At 53.0% G+C, this 19,278-nt stretch carries 10 protein-coding genes and 1 tRNA gene; 5 read left to right on the top strand and 6 right to left on the bottom strand.

Annotation, left to right across the window (positions count from 1 at the left end):
• Both G445_RS09245 and G445_RS0102140 read left to right on the top strand, forming a co-directional pair.
• Window positions 1-1,623 (top strand): site-specific DNA-methyltransferase (locus G445_RS09245; RefSeq protein WP_211210495.1); only part of this gene is annotated, 1,623 nt, incomplete at its 5' end.
• 15 nt (window positions 1,624-1,638) lie between these two features.
• Window positions 1,639-4,605: a restriction endonuclease gene (locus G445_RS0102140; RefSeq protein WP_022865924.1), complete on the top strand. Its 2,967-nt coding sequence runs from the start codon at window positions 1,639-1,641 to the stop codon at window positions 4,603-4,605.
• 208 nt (window positions 4,606-4,813) lie between these two features.
• Here the strand turns inward: G445_RS0102140 and G445_RS11630 are convergent, their stop codons facing one another.
• From G445_RS11630 to G445_RS0102105, 4 genes are all read right to left on the bottom strand, one after another.
• On the bottom strand, window positions 4,814-8,140 hold the full coding sequence (locus G445_RS11630) for an LPXTG cell wall anchor domain-containing protein (RefSeq protein WP_022865922.1): 3,327 nt from the start codon (window positions 8,138-8,140) through the stop codon (window positions 4,814-4,816).
• 907 nt (window positions 8,141-9,047) lie between these two features.
• A tRNA-Ala gene (locus G445_RS0102115) sits at window positions 9,048-9,120 on the bottom strand.
• An 89-nt stretch (window positions 9,121-9,209) separates the two neighbouring features.
• The gene (locus tag G445_RS0102110; RefSeq protein ID WP_022865919.1) at window positions 9,210-10,577 is read right to left on the bottom strand and encodes a hypothetical protein; all 1,368 of its coding nucleotides are present in this window, start codon (window positions 10,575-10,577) and stop codon (window positions 9,210-9,212) included.
• Between the two features lie 134 nt (window positions 10,578-10,711).
• Window positions 10,712-11,950, bottom strand: a complete 1,239-nt coding sequence (locus G445_RS0102105; RefSeq protein WP_022865918.1) for a molybdopterin molybdotransferase MoeA — start codon at window positions 11,948-11,950, stop codon at window positions 10,712-10,714.
• Window positions 11,951-12,157: 207 nt separating this feature from the next.
• On the opposite strand from G445_RS0102105, the gene G445_RS0102100 reads away from it, so the two are divergent.
• The 3 genes from G445_RS0102100 to mscL all read left to right on the top strand — a co-directional run bounded on the left by G445_RS0102100 (window position 12,158) and on the right by mscL (window position 14,280).
• Window positions 12,158-12,778, top strand: a complete 621-nt coding sequence (locus G445_RS0102100) for a 5-formyltetrahydrofolate cyclo-ligase (RefSeq protein ID WP_022865917.1) — start codon at window positions 12,158-12,160, stop codon at window positions 12,776-12,778.
• Window positions 12,779-12,868: 90 nt separating this feature from the next.
• Window positions 12,869-13,537 carry an SAF domain-containing protein gene (locus G445_RS0102095; protein WP_022865916.1) on the top strand — a complete coding sequence of 223 codons (669 nt, stop codon included), beginning with the start codon at window positions 12,869-12,871 and terminating at the stop codon, window positions 13,535-13,537.
• 329 nt (window positions 13,538-13,866) lie between these two features.
• Complete coding sequence (mscL, locus tag G445_RS0102090; RefSeq protein WP_022865915.1) at window positions 13,867-14,280, top strand: large conductance mechanosensitive channel protein MscL; 414 nt, start codon at window positions 13,867-13,869, stop codon at window positions 14,278-14,280.
• A 65-nt stretch (window positions 14,281-14,345) separates the two neighbouring features.
• On the opposite strand, the gene G445_RS0102085 is transcribed toward mscL, so the two are convergent.
• Complete coding sequence (locus G445_RS0102085) at window positions 14,346-14,585, bottom strand: hypothetical protein (RefSeq protein WP_026420874.1); 240 nt, start codon at window positions 14,583-14,585, stop codon at window positions 14,346-14,348.
• Window positions 14,586-14,761: 176 nt separating this feature from the next.
• Window positions 14,762-19,267 (bottom strand): hypothetical protein, encoded by a 4,506-nt coding sequence (locus G445_RS0102080; RefSeq protein WP_156825525.1) that lies wholly within the window; start codon window positions 19,265-19,267, stop codon window positions 14,762-14,764.
• Window positions 19,268-19,278 lie beyond the last annotated feature (11 nt).

Below are 19,278 nucleotides of genomic sequence, written 5' to 3'. Positions count from 1 at the left end.
TACACCAGCTCTTTTCCCATTTTCGTACGGCGCTCAAGATTTTCGTACGGCAGCCGGCAGGCGTTAAATTGTATGGTTAACAGTATGAAAATAGATCCGCCTTACAACACGGGTAAGGATTTCGTCTACAGCGACAACTACTCGGATTCGATCGGCTCCTACCTTGAACTCACCGGCCAAACCGATGAGGGTGGAAAGCTGTCTACTAATTCTGAGTCAACTGGGCGCTTTCACTCCAACTGGCTCAACATGATGTATCCGCGGCTGAAACTTGCACGGAATCTACTTGCGCAGGACGGCTTCATTTTCATCAGTATCGATGAAAGCGAACACGCAAATCTCAAGAAGCTTTGTGACGAACTCTATGGAGAACACAATTACCGTAATACTCTAATTGTGCGTAGGCGCACGAAAAGCCTGAACTCTCAGTTTTCTCCTCGCGGTTTAACATCACTAAACGTAGGCGCAGAAAGTATTCTCGTTTACACAAAATCTGACCAAGCAACTCTATTTCCTCTTCACGTCAAGAAGAAGCATATTCAAAAGAAGGGGCGTTGGGATGTCTTTTGGAGTGGCGCCGATAGACCAACCATGAGATATGAATTGCTCGGATTCACTCCAACAGAGGGGCAATGGAGAAACTCTCAAGAAAAAGCCCTGGAAGCCGTGCAAAACTACGAGACATTCTTAAAGGAATACAGTCATAAAGAAACTATTGAACAGTATTCCTCACGCACTGGAATTCGAAAGTTCATCAGACGGATAACGAATGGGACAGGAAAGAACGGTGGAGTTCAGCATTGGGTTGCACCGTCAGAAACCATGCTTCGAACATCACTTTGGGCGGATCTAGAATCCTCCCAAATCCGAAAGGAAATAGATTTACCATTCGATAATCCAAAGAGCCGTGTACTCGTTCAGGAACTCATAAAGCTTGCCAATCTCCGTGAGAACGATCTCGTTCTCGATTTCTTCGCTGGCTCAGGAACTACGGCACATGCAGTGATGAAGTTGAATGCTGAAGATGGTGGAAACCGCCGGTGTATTTCCGTGCAGTTGCCTGAGCCTACCCCTGAAGGGTCTGCAGCTCGTGAAGCCGGATTCGAAACAATCGCTGATATTTCGCGCGAGCGTATCCGTCGCGCTGGCAAAAAGATCCTTGAAGAGGAGGCAAGCAAGCTCGACGGTCGAGCTGATACTCTCGATGTGGGCTTCCGGGCGTACAAGCTAGTGGACACGAACTTCACCAAGTGGAAGGCAGACTCTGGACTCTCCGAAGACGAGCTCGTCGGTTTGTTTGCCGACTTGGCTGACTCTGCTGACAATCATGCCCGTCCCGAAGCACTGTTGATTGAGGTGTTGTTGAAGCTTGGGTTCTCGCTGACGGAGAGGATCGAGACCGTTGAGGTGGCGGGTCTGAGTGTGTTTAGTGTGGCTGATGGCCTAGTGTTGGCTTATTTGGATGAGCACACACAACCGACTCTGGATCAGCTGCGCGCTTTGGCCGGTGAGGAGCCGGGGCGTCTGGTGGTTCTGGAGGATGCATTCCAGGGCAATGACGAGTTGAAGACGAACCTGGTGCAGGAGTGCCACACACGCAATATCGATTTGTGGACGGCGTAGGAGGGTTTGAGTTCCATGAAATTCAAGTTTGACCCGCGCCAGCCCTACCAAACCAGCGCGATCGAAGCCGTTACCGACCTGTTCGATGGGCAACCAGCTGACGCAGACCAGCTTCTGACCAGCCTGCAGTACCTACCATCACAGCAGACGCTCGATTTACCAGATGTCAGTGGCCAGGAAGCTTTAGACGTCTTCTTAGAAATCGGCGCATACGGCAACAATCTTGTCCTCGATGAAGACACGATCTTCGAGAACCTGAAGCGCGTGCAGGACCGCAACGGCCTTGAAATCAACGACGGCTTGGTTGATGGCTTGCAGTTCGACATCGAGATGGAGACCGGTACGGGTAAGACGTATGTCTACCTGCGCACGGCCTTTGAGCTGGCCATGAAGTATAAGTTCAACAAGTACATTATTTTGGTGCCGTCGGTGGCGATCCGTGAGGGTGTGAAGGCCAGCATCCAGTTGATGCGGGAACACTTCCGCCACCTGTACCCGCAGATCAACATGGACTACACCGTCTACTCCGGTGACCGTGCTGAGGATGTACGGGATTTTGCTACGGCCACGTCCTTGCAGTTCATGGTGATGACGATTGACTCGATTAGGGGCGATAAGAACACCCGTATCATTCACCAACAGCGCGACAAACTTTCAGGGCTGCGCCCGTTGGATTATTTGCAGGCGACCCGGCCGATTGTGATCATGGACGAGCCACAGAACATGGAATCCCTGCTCGCGCAGTCTGCTGTGGCTGACCTGAACCCGTTATGTACGCTCCGGTACTCTGCCACGCACCGCACGGCCCGCAACGTGGTCTACCGGTTGGATCCGTTGGATGCGCATCGGCTGGAGCTGGTGAAGAAGATCGTTGTTTCGGATGCGCAAGAGCTCGGGAGCGCGGCTAAACCGTATGTGAAGCTGCTTGAGGTCAAGCGTGACCCGACCTTCAAAGCTGGCCTGGAGTTGATCTGCCGTAAGAAAGACGGCTCGTACGCGAAGCGGAAGGTTAATGCCACTCAGGGCGCTGACCTGGAGCGGCTCTCTGGCGGTAACTCGGCGTATGAGGGGAATTGGCGGATCAACGAGATCAGCGTGGTGCCTGAGCAGATCGAGTTGACCAACTATGGCTATCTGCGCGTGGGGGAAGAGATCGGCGGAAACCAAAACGCCGTTTTCCAAGCAATGATACGCGAGACCGTGCGCGAGCACATCCGCAAAGAGGAACAAGTGCACCCTCAGGGAATCAAGGTGTTGTCGCTGTTCTTCATCGACAAAGTCGCCTCCTACCTGGGTGAGGGCATCAATAATCTGGATGCCAACGGTGATTTCGCAACCTGGTTTGATGCTATCTATCAGGAGGAGCGTGCGAAGAGCTCTGCCTCGCATGCTTTCTTGCCTGCTGATCCGATAGAGGCACGCTCGGGCTATTTTGCTCAGATGAAGCGGGGCAAGGGCAAGGCTGCGCAAGTGACGTTCAAGGACTCCTCGGGTAAGACGAAGGCTGATGATGACGCCTATGAGCTGATCATGAAGGACAAGGCTCGGTTGCTGAGCATGGATGAGCCGGTTCGGTTCATCTTTTCCCACTCAGCGCTACGTGAAGGTTGGGATAACCCGAACGTGTTCCAGATCTGCACCCTGCGCGACATGTCCACCGATACTGAACGCCGTCAGACCATCGGGCGCGGTTTGCGCCTGCCGGTTAACCAGGATGGTGAGCGCGTCAAGGACGCCGGTACCGCACAATTGACGGTCGTGGCGAACGAATCGTATGCGGCGTTTGCTGCCGCACTGCAGGACGAGTACAAGCGTGCCGGTGTTGCCGTTGGTTACGTGCGTAAGACTGAGTTCGCTGAGCTGCCGATCGTTGAGGCCGGTAAGGAATCCCGCCTTGGCACGCGCCGCTCCGCTGAAATCTGGGAGGTTTTGCGCGAGCGCGGTTACATCAACGATGCGGGCGAGGTCCAGGGCACGTGGGTGCCAGAACAACTCGGTTTTACGGTCGGGCTGCCTGAACAGTACGCCGACTACGAGCAAGAAGTCATTGACCTGGTTGAGCGGTGCAAGATCGAAGTGCTGGTCAAGCCCAAGCGTAAGCGTGTGGTTCGCTCGCTGAACAAGCAGGTGTATGCCACGCCTGAGTTTGAGGAGTTCTGGGAGAAGATCACATCGCGCACCACCTACCGGGTGAGCCTAGATCGTGCTGACCTGGTTCGACGATGTGTGGCAAGAATCAAGGAAGCACCAGAGATTCAGCCGATCCGTATCCAGGTCACTCGCACTGGTGTGGAGCTGACCCGTGGTGGGCCGAAAGGTTCGGTGCTTGGGTTTCGTGACGAGGTACTCAAAGAGTCCTACCCGTTGCCTGACATCGTGCTACAGCTGCAAGAGTCTACCTCGCTGACCCGTAAAACGATTATCGACATTCTGCTGGGTTCGGAGCGGGTAGGTGAGTTCCTGACGAACCCGAATGACTACATCAAGATGGTCACCGGGTGCATCGAAACTGAGCTTGCTCACACCCTCATCGAAGGGATCCAGTATGAGCCGATCGGTGGCAGTATCTATGAGTTGCGTGAGCTACAGGCCGATGGGCTTGAGGAGAAGGATCGTTTTATCGACCAGCTCTACAAGGTGACCCATAAGGAGAAAACCGACTTCGATTACGTGGTCTTCGACTCGGCCGTGGAGAAACAGTTCGCCCAGTACTTGGATGGGCGTGAGGACATCAAACTGTTCATGAAGCTGCCCGACAAGTTCCGCATCCCTACTCCGGTCGGGGACTATAACCCGGACTGGGCGATCATCAAGGTCGAAGATGGGATCGAGCACTTGTATGTGGTTCGTGAGACGAAGTCCAGCCAGGATCCGATGAAACGTCGTCCGAGCGAGAATGCGAAGATCACAGCAGCGATGAAGCACTTCGAGGCTATCGGCGTGAACTACGCGGTGAGTTCTCCTGATCGCTGGGCAATCTAGGAGACGAATGCGTGTTAAGGCGAAGTACGACGCGAAGATTCGCGAGTACCAAGCCAAGGAAGCCATCGCAAACAAGGAAGCTCGCAAGGCCTCGAACACTACCCACAGGTTGTCACAGTTCTTGTGAAACTTGGGGTCCCTCTTGGTTCTAAACGCGTTGTCAAAAGTTCGCCCCCCAGCTAGGCCGGGGGGGCGAGCCTATCTTGGCTTAGCCCCGACGCCTGCGAGCCAACATGGCCAGGCTACCGGTAGCTAGTAGCAGCGCTACAGCCCCGAGACCGTAAACCAAATCACCGCCGGTCTTGGGTAGCCCGCTGCGCTTCGGCTTGCCAGGCTCGGGCTTGGGCGTTTTGCTCGAAGTGGGAGTATCGCTCGGGGATGGTTCCGGTGTGGGCTTGAGCAACTTGTCCACTACCGGAATCCCAAGCAGGTCGTAGACCGGCCCGCCCGCAACCCGCAGGCCCGCGTGACGGTGGTAGTAGTCCGCTAGCTTGCCCTGCTTGAGGTCAGCCGAGACGACCCCCTTGTCCACCAAGAATGCCTCTATCGTCTTGTTAGAAGAATCCTTGTTCATGTAGCTAAAGTCAGATTCGTCTGCGCCCGTCACGTAGGCCGAAACATCATTGGTCCAGTACTTGCTCTGAAAGGCGCGCTCCGCAATGTTGATCGAGCCCACAGGCTCGGCTTCTGCAGCACGCGCGATTACCTGCTTTTCTGTACCTTGATCATCAACCTGTACGGTCTTCTCGGTTGCCGCGCTGTAGGCAATCCGGTTCAGCTCCCCGTCCTTATCGTTGACGGCAACCACGTAGTTGTTCACGCTTTGGTCACCGATAACGTGATCGGCAAAGTAGAGCGGAGAATCAGCGTGTTCGGCAGGAACTAGTAGCGTGGAGTTCTTCACCACGGACATCGTGGAGCCAAACAGCTGCAGAGCGGGCAGGCTGTTGGGCAGAGCTGCATTGTTGTACAGCGCTACCCCGTCCAGGGTAGATGGAGTCGTGGTGCTTCCAGTACTCTGATAAACGAAGGGAGCAAAATCATTGAGATTTAATGCGCTAGAGCTTGAGACAGTGGAGCCGTCCAGCTGTCCCGCGAAAGCACCGTAAATCAAACCATTGCCACTCGTCTCCTGAACACCGCCAAGCTGGAAAGAAGAACCAGTAACGCTGGTGGCCTTTATAGCCCGGCTCATGAACCCGCCGATGATCCCCTTGCCAGCGTGCCCGATGCTGATGTTTTTATCGACGAAAACGCTGTTATCGGTGATCTTTGCGCCTGTAGCGAAAGCAATGCCCGGTGAAATCCATGTCTGATTAGTTTTCTTACTGTTTACGGTGAAGTCTCCGACGTAAACACGGTTGCCGGTGAGCTCACCTCTTGCGAAGGGGGTGATGCCTCCGACCAGGGTCTGGCGCGTTGCATTTTCATCATTTACGTTAAGCGCGAAGGATTTCACCCGAGCACTGTTATTGCGTACGGCGTGATCCGTGGGTTGACTACCAAACATCAACGAAACATAACTGGCGTCGTTCGCCGTGAGGGTGATGTCGCCAGTGACCAGATGGTTGTTCTGGGTAATCGGCTCGTAGACGTTTGTTTCTGGTTCCTCGTTCTTCAAGCCTCCCAGCCCGTTGAATTCACGCAGATTGTTCGTCTCGACCGTGACATTTCCGTAGGTCAGGAAGTTATTCTTGGCCCCAGCGATGTTGCTCTGCCCCAAATTAACCCAGGTCGAGCCCTTTGGGTTCGATATCTTGAACTCTCCAACATTGAGTGTCGTGTTTTCTAATGCCACTTCCGGTAGCTTCGGGAGGCTGGCGTCATCGCGTTCTCCGGTGCGGGTCTTCTTGCCAAGTGCGTCAAAGACGATCTGGGCACCCTTCATGCCGGTCAGGTCGACCTTGCCCACGGAGTACTTGTTGTCCTTGTTTACGACAACCCAGTTCAAGCCATACTTACCGCTTGAGTTCCAGCGCATCCCGTGCCCGATGTGCGAGATCAGGTGCAGTCCTGTCTTCGCGGTCACCGATTCCTTGATATTGAAGGTGTTGTTGCTGATGTTCGTGTGGTATCCGTGGTTATCGTCGTAGCCGACCACTCCGATCTTGCCGACATTATTGGCCGGGGCCGGCGACGCACTTCCGTCGAGAGTCTCCGGGCTAGAGAACCGGATGTTGTTCACGCTCAGGCTAGAATTCATCAACACGCCAGTGTTCTCGGCAATGCCGTAGGCATAGGGCATTTCGGTGCGCCAAGGATGCTTGAAACCCGTGTTCATCACGGCGGCGATGTCTCCCCCAACGTCGATCTTCGCATTGTCCACCCAGGCGGAAGCCACGTCGTTGGAAAGGCCAGCTGCGTAGGCGAGGTTGTTAGAGACCGCCTGGATGTTCCCGCCGACTGTCAAGGAAAGATTCTGCACGTGCCCGGTATTTCGCAGCGGAGCCGGATTGTTATTGTCACGGTACTGGGCCCGTAGCTTCTTCCCGGGGGCCGTATCGCTACTCGGTAGATTCCTGTCGAAGTGGGAGGTGAAACCATAGGAGGCGGCAGTGATGGGAGCCATCTTCCCGTTGAAGTTAACCTGGCCTGTCGAAGCCGTTTCGGAACCGACATTGCCGCCGATGTTGATGTCGAGATCCTCGCAGTTGATAGCAGCCAAGTACCAGCTAAATCCTGTGGCCATGTTGGAGTAGAAATTACCGTTAGCAAAGTGATTGTCGGACAGGACGAGTCCGTGGGAGGGAATGGAGTCCACGTTGCCCGCAACGTTGAGGGTGATGTTCTTCAGCAGGCTTTCCGTGGCCGGCAGACCGTCCGCGTTGGGCGTCTGATATCCCCGAGCCTGTTCAGCGAATGGGAAGCCGAGCACATCTCCGGTGAAGTCCAAGGTGAGGTTCTGAACCTTGGTCACGTGAGGCTCCGGACGGGAGGGCTGTTCGTTGTGGCCCAGGCTGCCGAAAAGGCCGCGCGCCTTTTTATCTGGGAACTTGATTGTGTGGCCGTTGCCGTCAAACGATAAGGAACCAACAACCGAGAGGATGCCGTGCTCGATGTAGTCTTTCTTGTCGGCAAAATAGGGATTGGTAAGGGAGATCTCGAAGTCTTTAGTTAGCTTATAGCTGCCCGACTCTAGAACCAGGCGCTTGTGGGTTTCCCACGGGCCGCTAGGAAGCTGGCGTACGGACAGATAAGGAATGAGATCTGAGAAAGAGCCAATCTCACGCACAGCTGCCGGCGCTCCGACGGCCTCACCGGCTAGCTCCTCCCCTACCTCAAGACCCTGAGCCTCAGGCTCTGAGGAGGGGGTACTTGCCGTCTCAGTGGCTGCAGGCTGGCTCTCCTCGAGCGGCTGAGTAGACTCCGGAGTCTCCTCCGCTCGTTCGATCTGGGCTTGAGCGACAGTTCCAGGCGACTCAGGCAAGGCCTGATCCTGGGCTAGCGCAGAAATCGGATTTAGCAGTGAGGCAGCCAACGCGAAAGCCGCGGTAAAGCTGTAGGTTTTAATATGACGCACATCAACGTGACGCATAAATTCTCCAAAAATCATCGATACGAATGCCGGAGTAGGCTTATTCATAGGGTTACACGAAATGTTAGCATAGAGGGTTAACTAATTCACAGCTCTGCTTGAATTTGTGGTTAACAAGGCTACTGTTGGACTTATGCCTATCGCTTGACTGTTGACCACCACCAGCGCCGTGGGAAGTGGGAACTCCTCGATGTTTTCGCAACTCGACTTCTCTTAAACTTCACCAGCCCGCGAGGCTCCCGCCAAAGCAGATTTTTGAACATACAATCGTTGTTCATCAGCCCGACGCGCATATTGTCAGTGCCGTCGTGTATTAATTTGAGTGTCACTGAACAGAACGAAGGTTAGAGTGCGGGTTTTGATGGATATTTCTTGGAACATGGCGGTGCATAACCAGAGCGCGAAGAGAAGGTCTCGCTGGACGCGGGCGCGCTGCTCGGGCGCCTCTACGAGATGCTGCGTGAACAGTACCACGACCCGGACACGCCGGAAAGCCAGCACAGCCTTAACGTGCTCTGCGTGCGCCCGCCCCAAGCCATGCCAGAAACACAATGAACCCCTCGTTTTCCGCGTTCTACCAAGTAAAACTCGGAACCCGAGGGGTTCTGTTCGCACTCACACTTTTGTATCCAAAGTTGAGTGATAATGGTGGAGCTAAGGGGAACGGCGTCTGCTCCGCATCCGCTACGCTCCGTGGCACAGCCACGTCACGCTGGTTCCTAAAAAAGCTACGCTTTTTCCACACGGAACCAGCCCTCACGGGTTCGAATCCCCAGCTCCACGAAAAAGGCCGTTAACTTTCGTTAACGGCCTTCGATTCTCCTTATTGGTAACATTTCATGTTACATACAGTTTCCTGAACCTCGCCCGTGAAAGTAAACTTTCACGGACTCGGCCTGCGTCACTGTGGAGCTAAGGGGATTCGAACCCCTGACCTTTTCATTGCGAACGAAACGCGCTACCAACTGCGCCATAGCCCCGAGACTTAGATAGATTACCACTAAATCAGCATTTTACAAAAGCCTTTACGCGATGCGTCGCCTACAACACAATTTCAACATACACGCATCTAGGCACGACGCTGCTTCATGAGCTTATCCAGAGCAACACCACCGGCAAGGCCTACATACCCTCTCTCCTGAACCACAGCATCATCACGAACCTCCACACCCTGACGAGAGGCCGAATCCTGAGAAACAAACTCATCACTAAAAGCAACCTTTTCACCAACAGTCTTAGGGCGATACGGAACAGGCGCTTCAATTTGAGCAGGTGGCTCATAAGGAGCAATATTCCTAGGCGTCACCGTACGGACAGTTGGCGAAGAAGGCACCGCGGAACGCGCTTGAGCCGTCGTCGAAGAAACGGATGGAGAACGCACAGCCCCAGGTTGCGCACCCGATTCAATCTGGCGTTGAGCCCTGCCTTGAACCTCCAAAGATGCACCGCGAAGTAAATCGCCCTGAACTTGACTCGCCCGGCGCATCGGAACCGTGCGAGTTTTACTCACCAACACAGCCCCATCATTCATACCAGCTTCGCGGCGCGAACCACTAATCGGCGCGAAATCAGACGAGGCAACAAAACCTTCTTCAATAGCGAGAGGAATCCCGGTTGAACGTGCATTATCGGAGCGCGAAAAATCACGCCCTGAATGCTCCCTATCCAACCGGGTTTGAGCTTTTCCCGAAAAGTCACCATTTTCCGGGAAGGTAGAGCCATCGTCAGAAACCGTAGCGGCCGTTTGAGCCGTCTCAATTGACTCAGTATCGGAAACGGACACGTGTGCAGAAAACGCGGAAGGTGCCGAAAGGCCGGAACGCGCGCTCTTCGCAGAAACACCCGAGGAAGGACGTGTTGGACGACGAAAATACGGCTTCTCTGCCCCTCGCACATGCTCCATATCTTCAGTTAAATCCTCGATGGCTTGACGATCCTTGCGGGTAGCTTCACCCATTTTCGCAAGCAAATACCCAAAGGAAACGCCATATACCAGAGTGCAAAACAGGAAAATCCAGAACGGAACTTTCGTGAAATTCGCATTAAACCCAAGAATCCCGAAAATAAGGGTTAGTGTCAGCAAAATGCCGGCACCAACGAAACCGCGCTGGCGGTTAGCTGCACGCTGAGAAATTCGTGCCTTATGCCGAGCCCGCTGACGCGCCAATACTCGGACACTCGGGCGCCCAGGCCCGGGCCTTTCACCTAAATTCGATGCCACAATAACCTCCGGCTTCTTGGCAAAAATAGCGCCACTGGCACCTTTTGCACCCAGAACCTCCGTCCTTTCGGACAGGGTAAGCATTCTTAAATTCGTGGAATAGCGTTCATCAATACGCACTTCAGACGCAACGAAACGGCGTTTTGCCATCTTTGGCATAACAAACGCCAGAAAGAAAATCACCGCTACTAAAAGAAGGTATCCCTGAAGTCCCACACTGTAACTTTAGTGGGTTGAAGTGGAAAAAATAGGGACGACGCTCCCACAATATTGCAGAAAATTACACTGGTGTGATTCATGTGAATCATGTGAAAAATTACGGCGTAAATCACCACAAAATATGACCAAAATCACACGTTAAGAATCATGCATTCGAGTTCGTCGCCAATGGTCACCGTCTCGACACCCGCAGGAACAATAGCTAAACCGTTAGCTACAGAAAAATCAGAGACGCTCAACTGATTAACGTCGCCAACAGGGTCAAACTCATACCCGCCATGTGGATCGCCGTAAACCTGGGCGCGTACATAATCCTGGCTCCCCACCTGGCTCATCACTCCGCGAGTAGCCCGTGCGCGAATGGAGCGCGGAGTTAGATGCTTGTATCCCGCCATCTTGCGCAAACTTGGACGAACGAACACCTCAAAAGCAACCATAGCCGAAACAGGATTTCCCGGCAGGCAGAAAATCACAACAGAATCATGCCCGCCATCACCCCCATCAACATCGCCAATCGTCCCCACACCCAACTGGCGACCAGGATTCATAGCAAGCCCATCAAAACGCACCGAACCAAGCGGGGAAAGAACATCTTTTACCGTGTCCCCGCCACCGAAAGAGAGGCCACCCGTCGTAATAATGACATCCGCGCGAAGCAATTGATCCTTTAACGCTTCTCGAAGGGTATTGCGATCATCGGGAACAGCCCCGACCCGATAAGCAATCGCCCCCGCATTCGTTACAGCCGTCGCCAAAGCGTGCGAATTAGCGTCGTAAATCTTCCCGGTTCCCAAAGCGTTACCCGGCTCCACAAGCTCATCCCCGATAGACATAATGACCACACGCGGCTTGGGATGCGCAACAACTCGGTCACGTCCAGCAGCCGCCAACAGCGCAATATGCCGCGAAGAAATACGGGTGCCCGCCTGCACAACCACGGAACCAGCCTCAACATCTTCCGCCTGCGCACGCATATTTTCGCCCGGCGCAACACGCTCCCTAATAGTTACGGTCGCCGTACCCAAATCTGTGCTCTGAAGGGGAACCACAGCATCCGCCCCCGTCGGCATTCGCGCACCCGAAGCGATTCGCACACAACTACCCACCGTATGTGCCATCCGTTCCGTACTCGACGCAAAAACCTCATCCACAACCGGCATCGTTACCGGATGCGCAGAAGCCCCGAAAGTCTCATCTGCACGAACCGCGTAACCATCAAGGGCCGCAAGATTCGTATGAGGAACGTCGACGAGGGAGCGGACATCCTCCGCCAGAATGCAGGAGACGGCATCCGCCAACTCCACTTCCAGGGGCGCCATGGGCTGCGCCACTTTCAAAAATTTTTCCAACTGCTGGGCAACGGTTTTCACTACGACCTCCTAGCCTACCTACTAAGCGTACCGGTTTTCTCAGAATCTCTGTAACGTACACACCACCTCGCGCCTCACAACACTCTTTGAGCTCTAAGCGTGTGGATTAGTTGTGTGAGACACTCTAGCGATGCTCCGCTTTGGCTTTGAGCTCTAAGCGTGTGGATCAGTTCACAATATTCGAGGGGTTAATGAGATAATAGATATATGACTTCAGCTCTCAAACTGTACCCTGATGTTTCCAGCCTGCCCATGATTGAGGCAAAACAAGCTCTTCGCGCAGCCGTCCGCAAAAACCGTTCCAAGCGGAGCAGAAACGAAAAACTTGACGCAAATGCACAGTGGGAAGAAACAATTTCTCAATTTATTGGAGATGCGCCAGCAGTTGCAAGCTATATTTCCGTAGCGAATGAGCCGGGCACGCGCGAGTTGAGTGCGCGTCTTGTACGGGAGGGGCACCGGCTTCTCGTGCCCAAACTGGGGCCAAAGCTCGCCCGCCAGTGGGCCTGGTATATTAGCGACGACGATTTGAGCGCTCAGGCGCCCGGACGTCCACCGGCTCCCAGCGGTCAAGCTCTGGATAGCCGTGCGCTCAAAGAGGTCAGTGTGATTATTTTGCCCGCGTTGCTTGTGAATCGACAGGGTTACCGCTTGGGGCAGGGTGGCGGTTGGTATGATCGCGTTTTGAAAACGGTTCCGAAAAATGTGAAAATCGCGGCTATGGTGTTCCCGGACGAGTTTGTGGATATGAATCTTCCTCACGATAACTTAGATATGAAGGTTTCCTACGCAATCCTTCCCGACCGCGTCATTAAACTTGGGGATTAAATTTATCCACAGCTTTGATGCCACTTACGGTTTTCCACATTTTTCTACGACGACGAAAAAGCGCGAAGTTTTACGCTGTACAGTCCATGTATGCAAAAACTTCGCGCTTTTTTATGGACATACAGGGCTGTCCTCTGGCTTCTGTGCATTCTGGCAGGGCTATACGTTGTTATCTCTGCTTTTGCGCCAGCAACGCCGGTTATGGAAAAAGTTGTTGTTGCTCAACGCGACATTCATGCGGGGAGCGTGCTTTCTGAGCAGGATCTTCGCGAAGAACACGTGCCGGAAAGATTAATTCCCCAAGGCGTTGTTCGTGATGCACAAAGTATTGTTGGGAAAACTCTCGCCGTGAACAGTGTTGAGGGAAGTGCATTGAGTAAAAAGCATATTCTTAGTTCTGAATTTCTCGATAGCGCTCCTGGTGGCCACACGATTCTCCCTATTTCGGTAAAAGACGCATCTTTTGCGGGTTTTCTTGACACCGGGACTCACCTGACTCTGTATTCGACACCGAAAAACATGCCGTTAGGAGCTGAGAATCAAGCGCCCGCACAATCAACAATTCTGTGTTCTGGAGCCGTTCTCGTCGGAAAAGGAAAGGAATCCGCGCATAGTGGCGGCCTCGACACTTCAACAGCCACTATTCTTTACGTTTCCATTCCTACTAAGGACGCGCAGTCCGTGCTCACGCACGCAACACAGAACGCTGTTATTGCGCTCCCCTCAACCACAGAAAAATCCAGCACAGAGCCTCCATAACACCTGAACTTCTCCCAACAATGTTGGAAGTACACCGCACTTTTTGCGCATCTTTTGGAGCAGGTTTTCGGCGCATCGTTACAGAGCACGCCTTTCATTCCTCCCCACAAACCGCGCTTCTTGGCACATCGTCACTAACCAGGCATCTTGGCACATCGTCACTAACCAGGCATCTTGACGCATTAACGACGCGCGTAAAACACTGCCACGAACAGATACTTTTCGAATATTAAGAAAACGTCCCACTTCATAAAGCCTGTACACTTATGCATGTTTGAAAAATATATTCATGTTAAACACCTATACTCACCCTTCAGAAAGGATAAGCCGTGATTCAGGGCTTCAAGAAGTTTATTTCTCGCGGAAACGTTATGGATCTTGCCATCGGCGTTATTATTGGCGCGGCCTTCTCCGCCGTCGTAACATCGCTGACGCAAAAAATCATTATGCCACTCATTGCCGCGATTTTTGGGCAGCCGAATTTCGACGGAAGATTTGTTTGGCATGTAGGTTCCGGCCATATTGCTTTCGGTGATTTCATCACCGCCGTCGTAAATTTCCTTATTATCGCAGTCTCCCTCTACGTGTTCATCGTATACCCGCTCAATAAGCTCCGCGAGCGCAACGCCGAACCTGAAAAGGAAGAAGAAATCCCCGCTGAAATCGCGCTCTTAACCGAGATTCGTGACGAAATACGTGCACAGCGTGAGCATCCGGCAAAAGACGATACTCACGTACAGTAGCTTATATTCCCTTCTTGCTACCACCTGGACGGTTGCAAGAAGCGCTACTGGAAAGTGAGCGCCTTTTACAATTTACCGAAATGCGGGGGACATTCACGCAAAATGGCTATGTCATGTTCAGAAAACCGATGCGATGCGGATTCCCCCGCTTTTTTCCTCATGTTTGTTTTATCGTTGCTTCCTGAATGTTGCTGCCGCGCTGCCTGGCGCAGCGCTTCATGCGCGTCTGCCAATTCTCCACTGTCCACACGTGCCTGATCGACACTGGAGAGCCGGATAGCCAGGGCGTGCTTGCGAGAATTCATCTTAGCAACCTAAATAGTAGGAACGTTATGCGCAGTTGCATTTTATCACCGCGTGCGTAGGTTTCTGCTCGCAGCGTTTAGCTGTAGCGTCGAAAATGATGTTCGATGTAGGGGTTGGGCCTGCTGACAGTGCACTTTCTTCAATCCCCTACATCGACAAAGTATGTACGCTAACGCTACTGGTTTACATATCCGCTACGGCGAACAACATTTCCCAAAACTGCATCAATTTGGGCGCCACGGCGTCGAATATCTAATTCGTTACGCAACTCTTTAACGTAATCCGCTTCGGTACGTTCTATGCCGTCGGAAGCAATCCACGCAACCATATCGTCAAGTTGATCGTCGGAATACGCGGCGAGAGGTAGCCCGGGTTGAATATTTGGTTTTTGTGTGCGTTCTTTCGGCTCGGGTTTTTGTTCTCCCTTGGTTGTCACATTAGCGATACCGCCACGTAAAGGTTCGGAACGTGTAGCGTCGTCCTTGCCTTCGTCTTGGTTCGCTAGTTCTTCGGGAACAACCGCGTCCGTCACAGCGTTAAACGTCTCCCATGAATCGGCACCGAAATTCAAGGATTCACCAGATACTTCGGGGCTTTGAGCCGTTGCCACAACTCTCAGCAAACTTGCGATTCGTTCCGCTTCTCCCTGCGGGTCAAGGAATGCTGAAGTGGAATAGCAATACGTGACCAACCAGCCCAGTTCGTTAAGTGCCTCAACCATGTGTCGGTCACGGCGCCGCAGAGACTTTTCTTTCATATATGCTGCATCGTCGGTGAGGATAGCAACACGCCAGTCGCCGTCGTTTTCCCCCACAACAAGTGGGATTCTCACACCGCGCCCATGCCCGTAATAAAGGTTTGTGCTCAAACCGAGTTTGCGTAAACGTGCTTCTAAGTCCAGTAGAAGCGGCGAGGCTTGAGTTCGGTTCTCTTCGGCCGTCATATCCACACTAGATTTCGCAACTTCATCGAGAAGTTCCTTAATCATGCGCGGAGCTTTTGCGTTCATATCATCAACGCTAATCTCATCGGCCGCAAGGGAGGATATGACGTGCATATAGTGGCGAGGAACAAGCATTGCCTCAATAAGGTGATCCATGCCCTCAGGAGTAGAAAGTGCCCCGAAGTTATGAAGAACTCGCCCGTGAACCGTTTTACCGAAACCGAGTGAGAAAATAACACTATCGCGACGCAAACCGCCAATCTGTGTTACATCCGTAATGACGAGGGGTTCTGTTGATTGGGAACGACGCGCCGCCAACAGCGCAGGATTTTGCTCAATTGCCTTATCTACGGCGTTGCGCACACGTGTTGCGTGAAGTTGGGAGCCTGTGATAACAGCCAAAGATTCGTTGTTTCGCGACAGCATGTGATCGACGACGGCATCGACGACGGCATCCACCTCCGCAGTTGTAGCTTCCACCAAACCTGTTGCCGGGGAAGGAACTCCACGCCCATCAACAACCGTGAGACGCTGGCCTGTTGCTCGCATTTTACCTGCGACGGGAAGATGGGAGGCTTCGTCGTACCCGAGACGATGCAAGAAACTGATAGCAACATCGTCGTGGTGAGCACGTAACGTGGGAAGGGTGATGCTGGGAAGAGCTTGGGCGAATGCCTCAAGAGCGCTACCTTCGCGGGCACGGTGCACATCACCGCACGCAACAACCTGGCTACCACGAGCCACCGCGCTAACAACACTAGCCAGCGACATTTCCTCACTGTTGTCAATAATCAGAAGATCCGCCCAAGTCACCTGGGGAACATATTCTGCGACGACAACGGCTGGAGCAACCCACACCGGCCTCGATGTTTGAATAATGTCTTTGTGGCGCGTTGCAATATCTCGAATTGCAGCGGTTTTACGAGATGCAAGAAGTCGGTCGCATGCCACGAGGGCGTCACGGTTCTTGCGGGCAGTCGAACGCATAATACGCACCGTGGAACGCAATACGGGTTCGGACAGATTGAGGACATGTTCGGTGTCGAGTTGGCGCACGCGGTTCACCATTGCCAACACCTGTGCGGGGCTGGCGTTGGCAAGGATTGCGTTGCGTGCAATGAGTTGCTCGAAAACAGAGTTCGTGTATGCCAAATCAAGTTCGGCATCAATGTTGGACACCGGAACTTTTCGGTCCACGAGATCTTCCACAAAAGCTCCAAGACCCTCGTTGCGTAAATCCCTCATCAGCTGATAGCGAAGCGGTTGGGTATCCAAAACTTCCTTTTGCGAAGCAAGGGTACGCACCAACCCTAGGAGTTCCTCAATGGGTTCGTCGCGCAAACGGCGATCTTCAGGAAGGATCTTTTCTAGTTGTTCCAGTTGCCGATCAACTTCTTTCGCCGTGGCACGAATCATCGTCATTCCGTCGGGCAACGATGGCCAATCGGACTCCGCACTGTAGCGACGCCACACCTCGCGCTGTTTCGCAACTTCGCTGAGTGCCCCGTGCATATCGTGAATATTCACGCCTGGGCGTACAAAATCTTTCGCCTGTTTCACCAGGGCACGACGTCTTGAACGCTTCATGCTGTGACCGTGTTTTTCACGCCATTCGTCGCTCGCCGTCGCAATAACCATGTCTTGAACGCTACGGTCGTAAATGGTTGTTTTGAAAGTTTCGAGAGTGGAAGCGATACCTTCCAACATGCGAATTTGCTCAATCCATTCAGCGATGGATGCTGAACGCTTCAAACCAACTTCGCCCGTCACACGCTGAGACTGCTCCATCGTTAAGGGCAGAGTTTCCATGGCGAGGCGTTTCACCACGGAATACGCGCGCTCGGCATCTTCCTTAGTGGAAATATCTGTGAGCACCCACGGCGAATTACCCGTGGCGCTCAATGCGCCTGAATCGAAAGCCTTGTGAAGAGTGTCAAGAATACCGGCGCGATTCTCCATCACTTTTTCGGCAGTTTTCACTTGAAGGCGTATCTTGGTTTGTGGCCCATTTTTGTGGGAAGAAATCTCGGCAAGGTGCTGGATAATATCAAAAACAGAGGTTTTCCACACCGGATCCGTGCTATGCAAGGCAGCCAAATAATTCGTTAAATCTCGCCTACTTGATTTAAGTTCCTTCGAAACACTCGCCGAATGTTCCTCGTCGAAGAAGGGAAATTCCTGTCTCCAACCTGTACGCAAACGCATGGCCGCGTTATCCGTATCTGCAACATCAAACACCATGTCGTCAACACCGGCACGCTCTGCCTCCTGAAGGAAAGCCCTCATGCGGTTAGGAGAAGCTGGTACGTACAGAACGCTACGTCCGCTCGCCGCGGCGTCCGCCACGATGGAGACGAGCACAGATAAGCCGTGGGAACCGGGAGGGGTGTTAATAACAATATTTCGCCCGCTCGCTACGGCCTCAACCGCCGCTATTTCTTCCACATCCAGATCCCCAACGCCTCGCTCTGATTCCGGATCGCGGTCCACATCTGAGGCGGGCGGAAGTTGCTGGCTGGATATTTGCCGCAACGCTTCGTCCCCAGCAACTGCACACAACAACCCCGACTGCGAAATCATGGGTTTCATGGCAATAAAATCTGTGAGGAGTCGCTCGGTAGGTTCGTCAAAAACACCCATGAGAGTCATGGGACGATAGGAAGCGCCCGGCAAATACGTGTGGGCAAGTTGGCGCACCCTCATAATCAGCTCATCTTCGCTCACCACGCTATCGGACGATAGTTTACCTAGTTCGCGAATCGGTGTTCCGTGGTGGCGCAAGGCATCAACAAGTTTCTGATTGATTGCGAAATTCGGTGTTGGTGTGATGACTGCGTCGTCGCCTTTGTCTTCCAAATCAATTTCGCGGAAAAGGATGGCTTCTTTTACTTCACTCGCCTGCGGAAGAGGTTCTTCCTCACTATTTCCAGTTTGAGGTATGGCGGTAACGGGAAGTGCTTCTCCTTCTTCGACGAGCCCCATAGCCGAGGCAGCGTCAAGTTCTCTGTCTCGAATACTTTGAGGATCTAGCTTCAATTCCCCAGTATTTTCGTAACTATTTTCAATGTCACTATTTGGGGTGCGTTTGGGAAGTTCTGTCCAGGTTAACTCCCCTACCGCCAGATGGATGGGTGCGTAACCGAAAATTTCCTTTGTTTTACCCACGTAAGTGCGTAGCTGCGCCAGGGAGGACAAAGCCTGCGCCTGCGCATGTTCCTCACGAATCAGCGAGGTAATCCGTGTGGGCGAACCCGAAGCGAATTGCGCACCACCAGTTGGGTGAGGATGCGTTAAATCAATGACAACATGCGGTTCTTCACGACGTTTTTGGGCGTGTTGTGTGAGTTCCTCTAACCACCTTGCATAGGCGCGAGCAAGAAGCACATCACGCTTCTCAACATCTTCATGCATATGTTTTTCGACGTTGACATGCTCTTCTTCCACGGTATCGTTGGCCGTTTCGCGCTGTTTTGCGTCTGTTTCTTTCACCTTTGCGTCCGCACTTGTTGATTGCGCGGAAGGCGACGACGGCGCGACCTCGCTTGCCTCCGTTGTTTTCTCACGTTCAGGGGCGGAAGCATCATCTGCTGATGTAGCTGATTGCGCGCTTTTCGCCGAATCTGTATGCTCAGTGGCTACTACGGGCGTATCTGTTGTGTTATCAGGGGTGCTTTTTTCGGTGGCTGGCACATTTTCTTCTTTGTTGCGGCCACGGAAACGACTAAAGAAAGAACTCACCCTTTAACGCT

Source organism: Actinotignum urinale DSM 15805 (genome assembly GCF_000420445.1).
Lineage (GTDB): Bacteria > Actinomycetota > Actinomycetes > Actinomycetales > Actinomycetaceae > Actinotignum > Actinotignum urinale.
This window is presented reverse-complemented; position numbering and strand designations above follow the sequence as displayed.

What these genes read in the sequence shown, in the direction of transcription:
- G445_RS0102140 (WP_022865924.1), top strand. Translation starts at nt 1,639, where the DNA reads ATGAAATTCAAGTTTGACCCGCGCCAGCCCTACCAAACCAGCGCGATC.
- G445_RS11630 (WP_022865922.1), bottom strand. Translation starts at nt 8,140, where the DNA reads ATGCGTCACGTTGATGTGCGTCATATTAAAACCTACAGCTTTACCGCG.
- G445_RS0102100 (WP_022865917.1), top strand. Translation starts at nt 12,158, where the DNA reads ATGACTTCAGCTCTCAAACTGTACCCTGATGTTTCCAGCCTGCCCATG.
- G445_RS0102095 (WP_022865916.1), top strand. Translation starts at nt 12,869, where the DNA reads ATGCAAAAACTTCGCGCTTTTTTATGGACATACAGGGCTGTCCTCTGG.
- G445_RS0102085 (WP_026420874.1), bottom strand. Translation starts at nt 14,585, where the DNA reads ATGAATTCTCGCAAGCACGCCCTGGCTATCCGGCTCTCCAGTGTCGAT.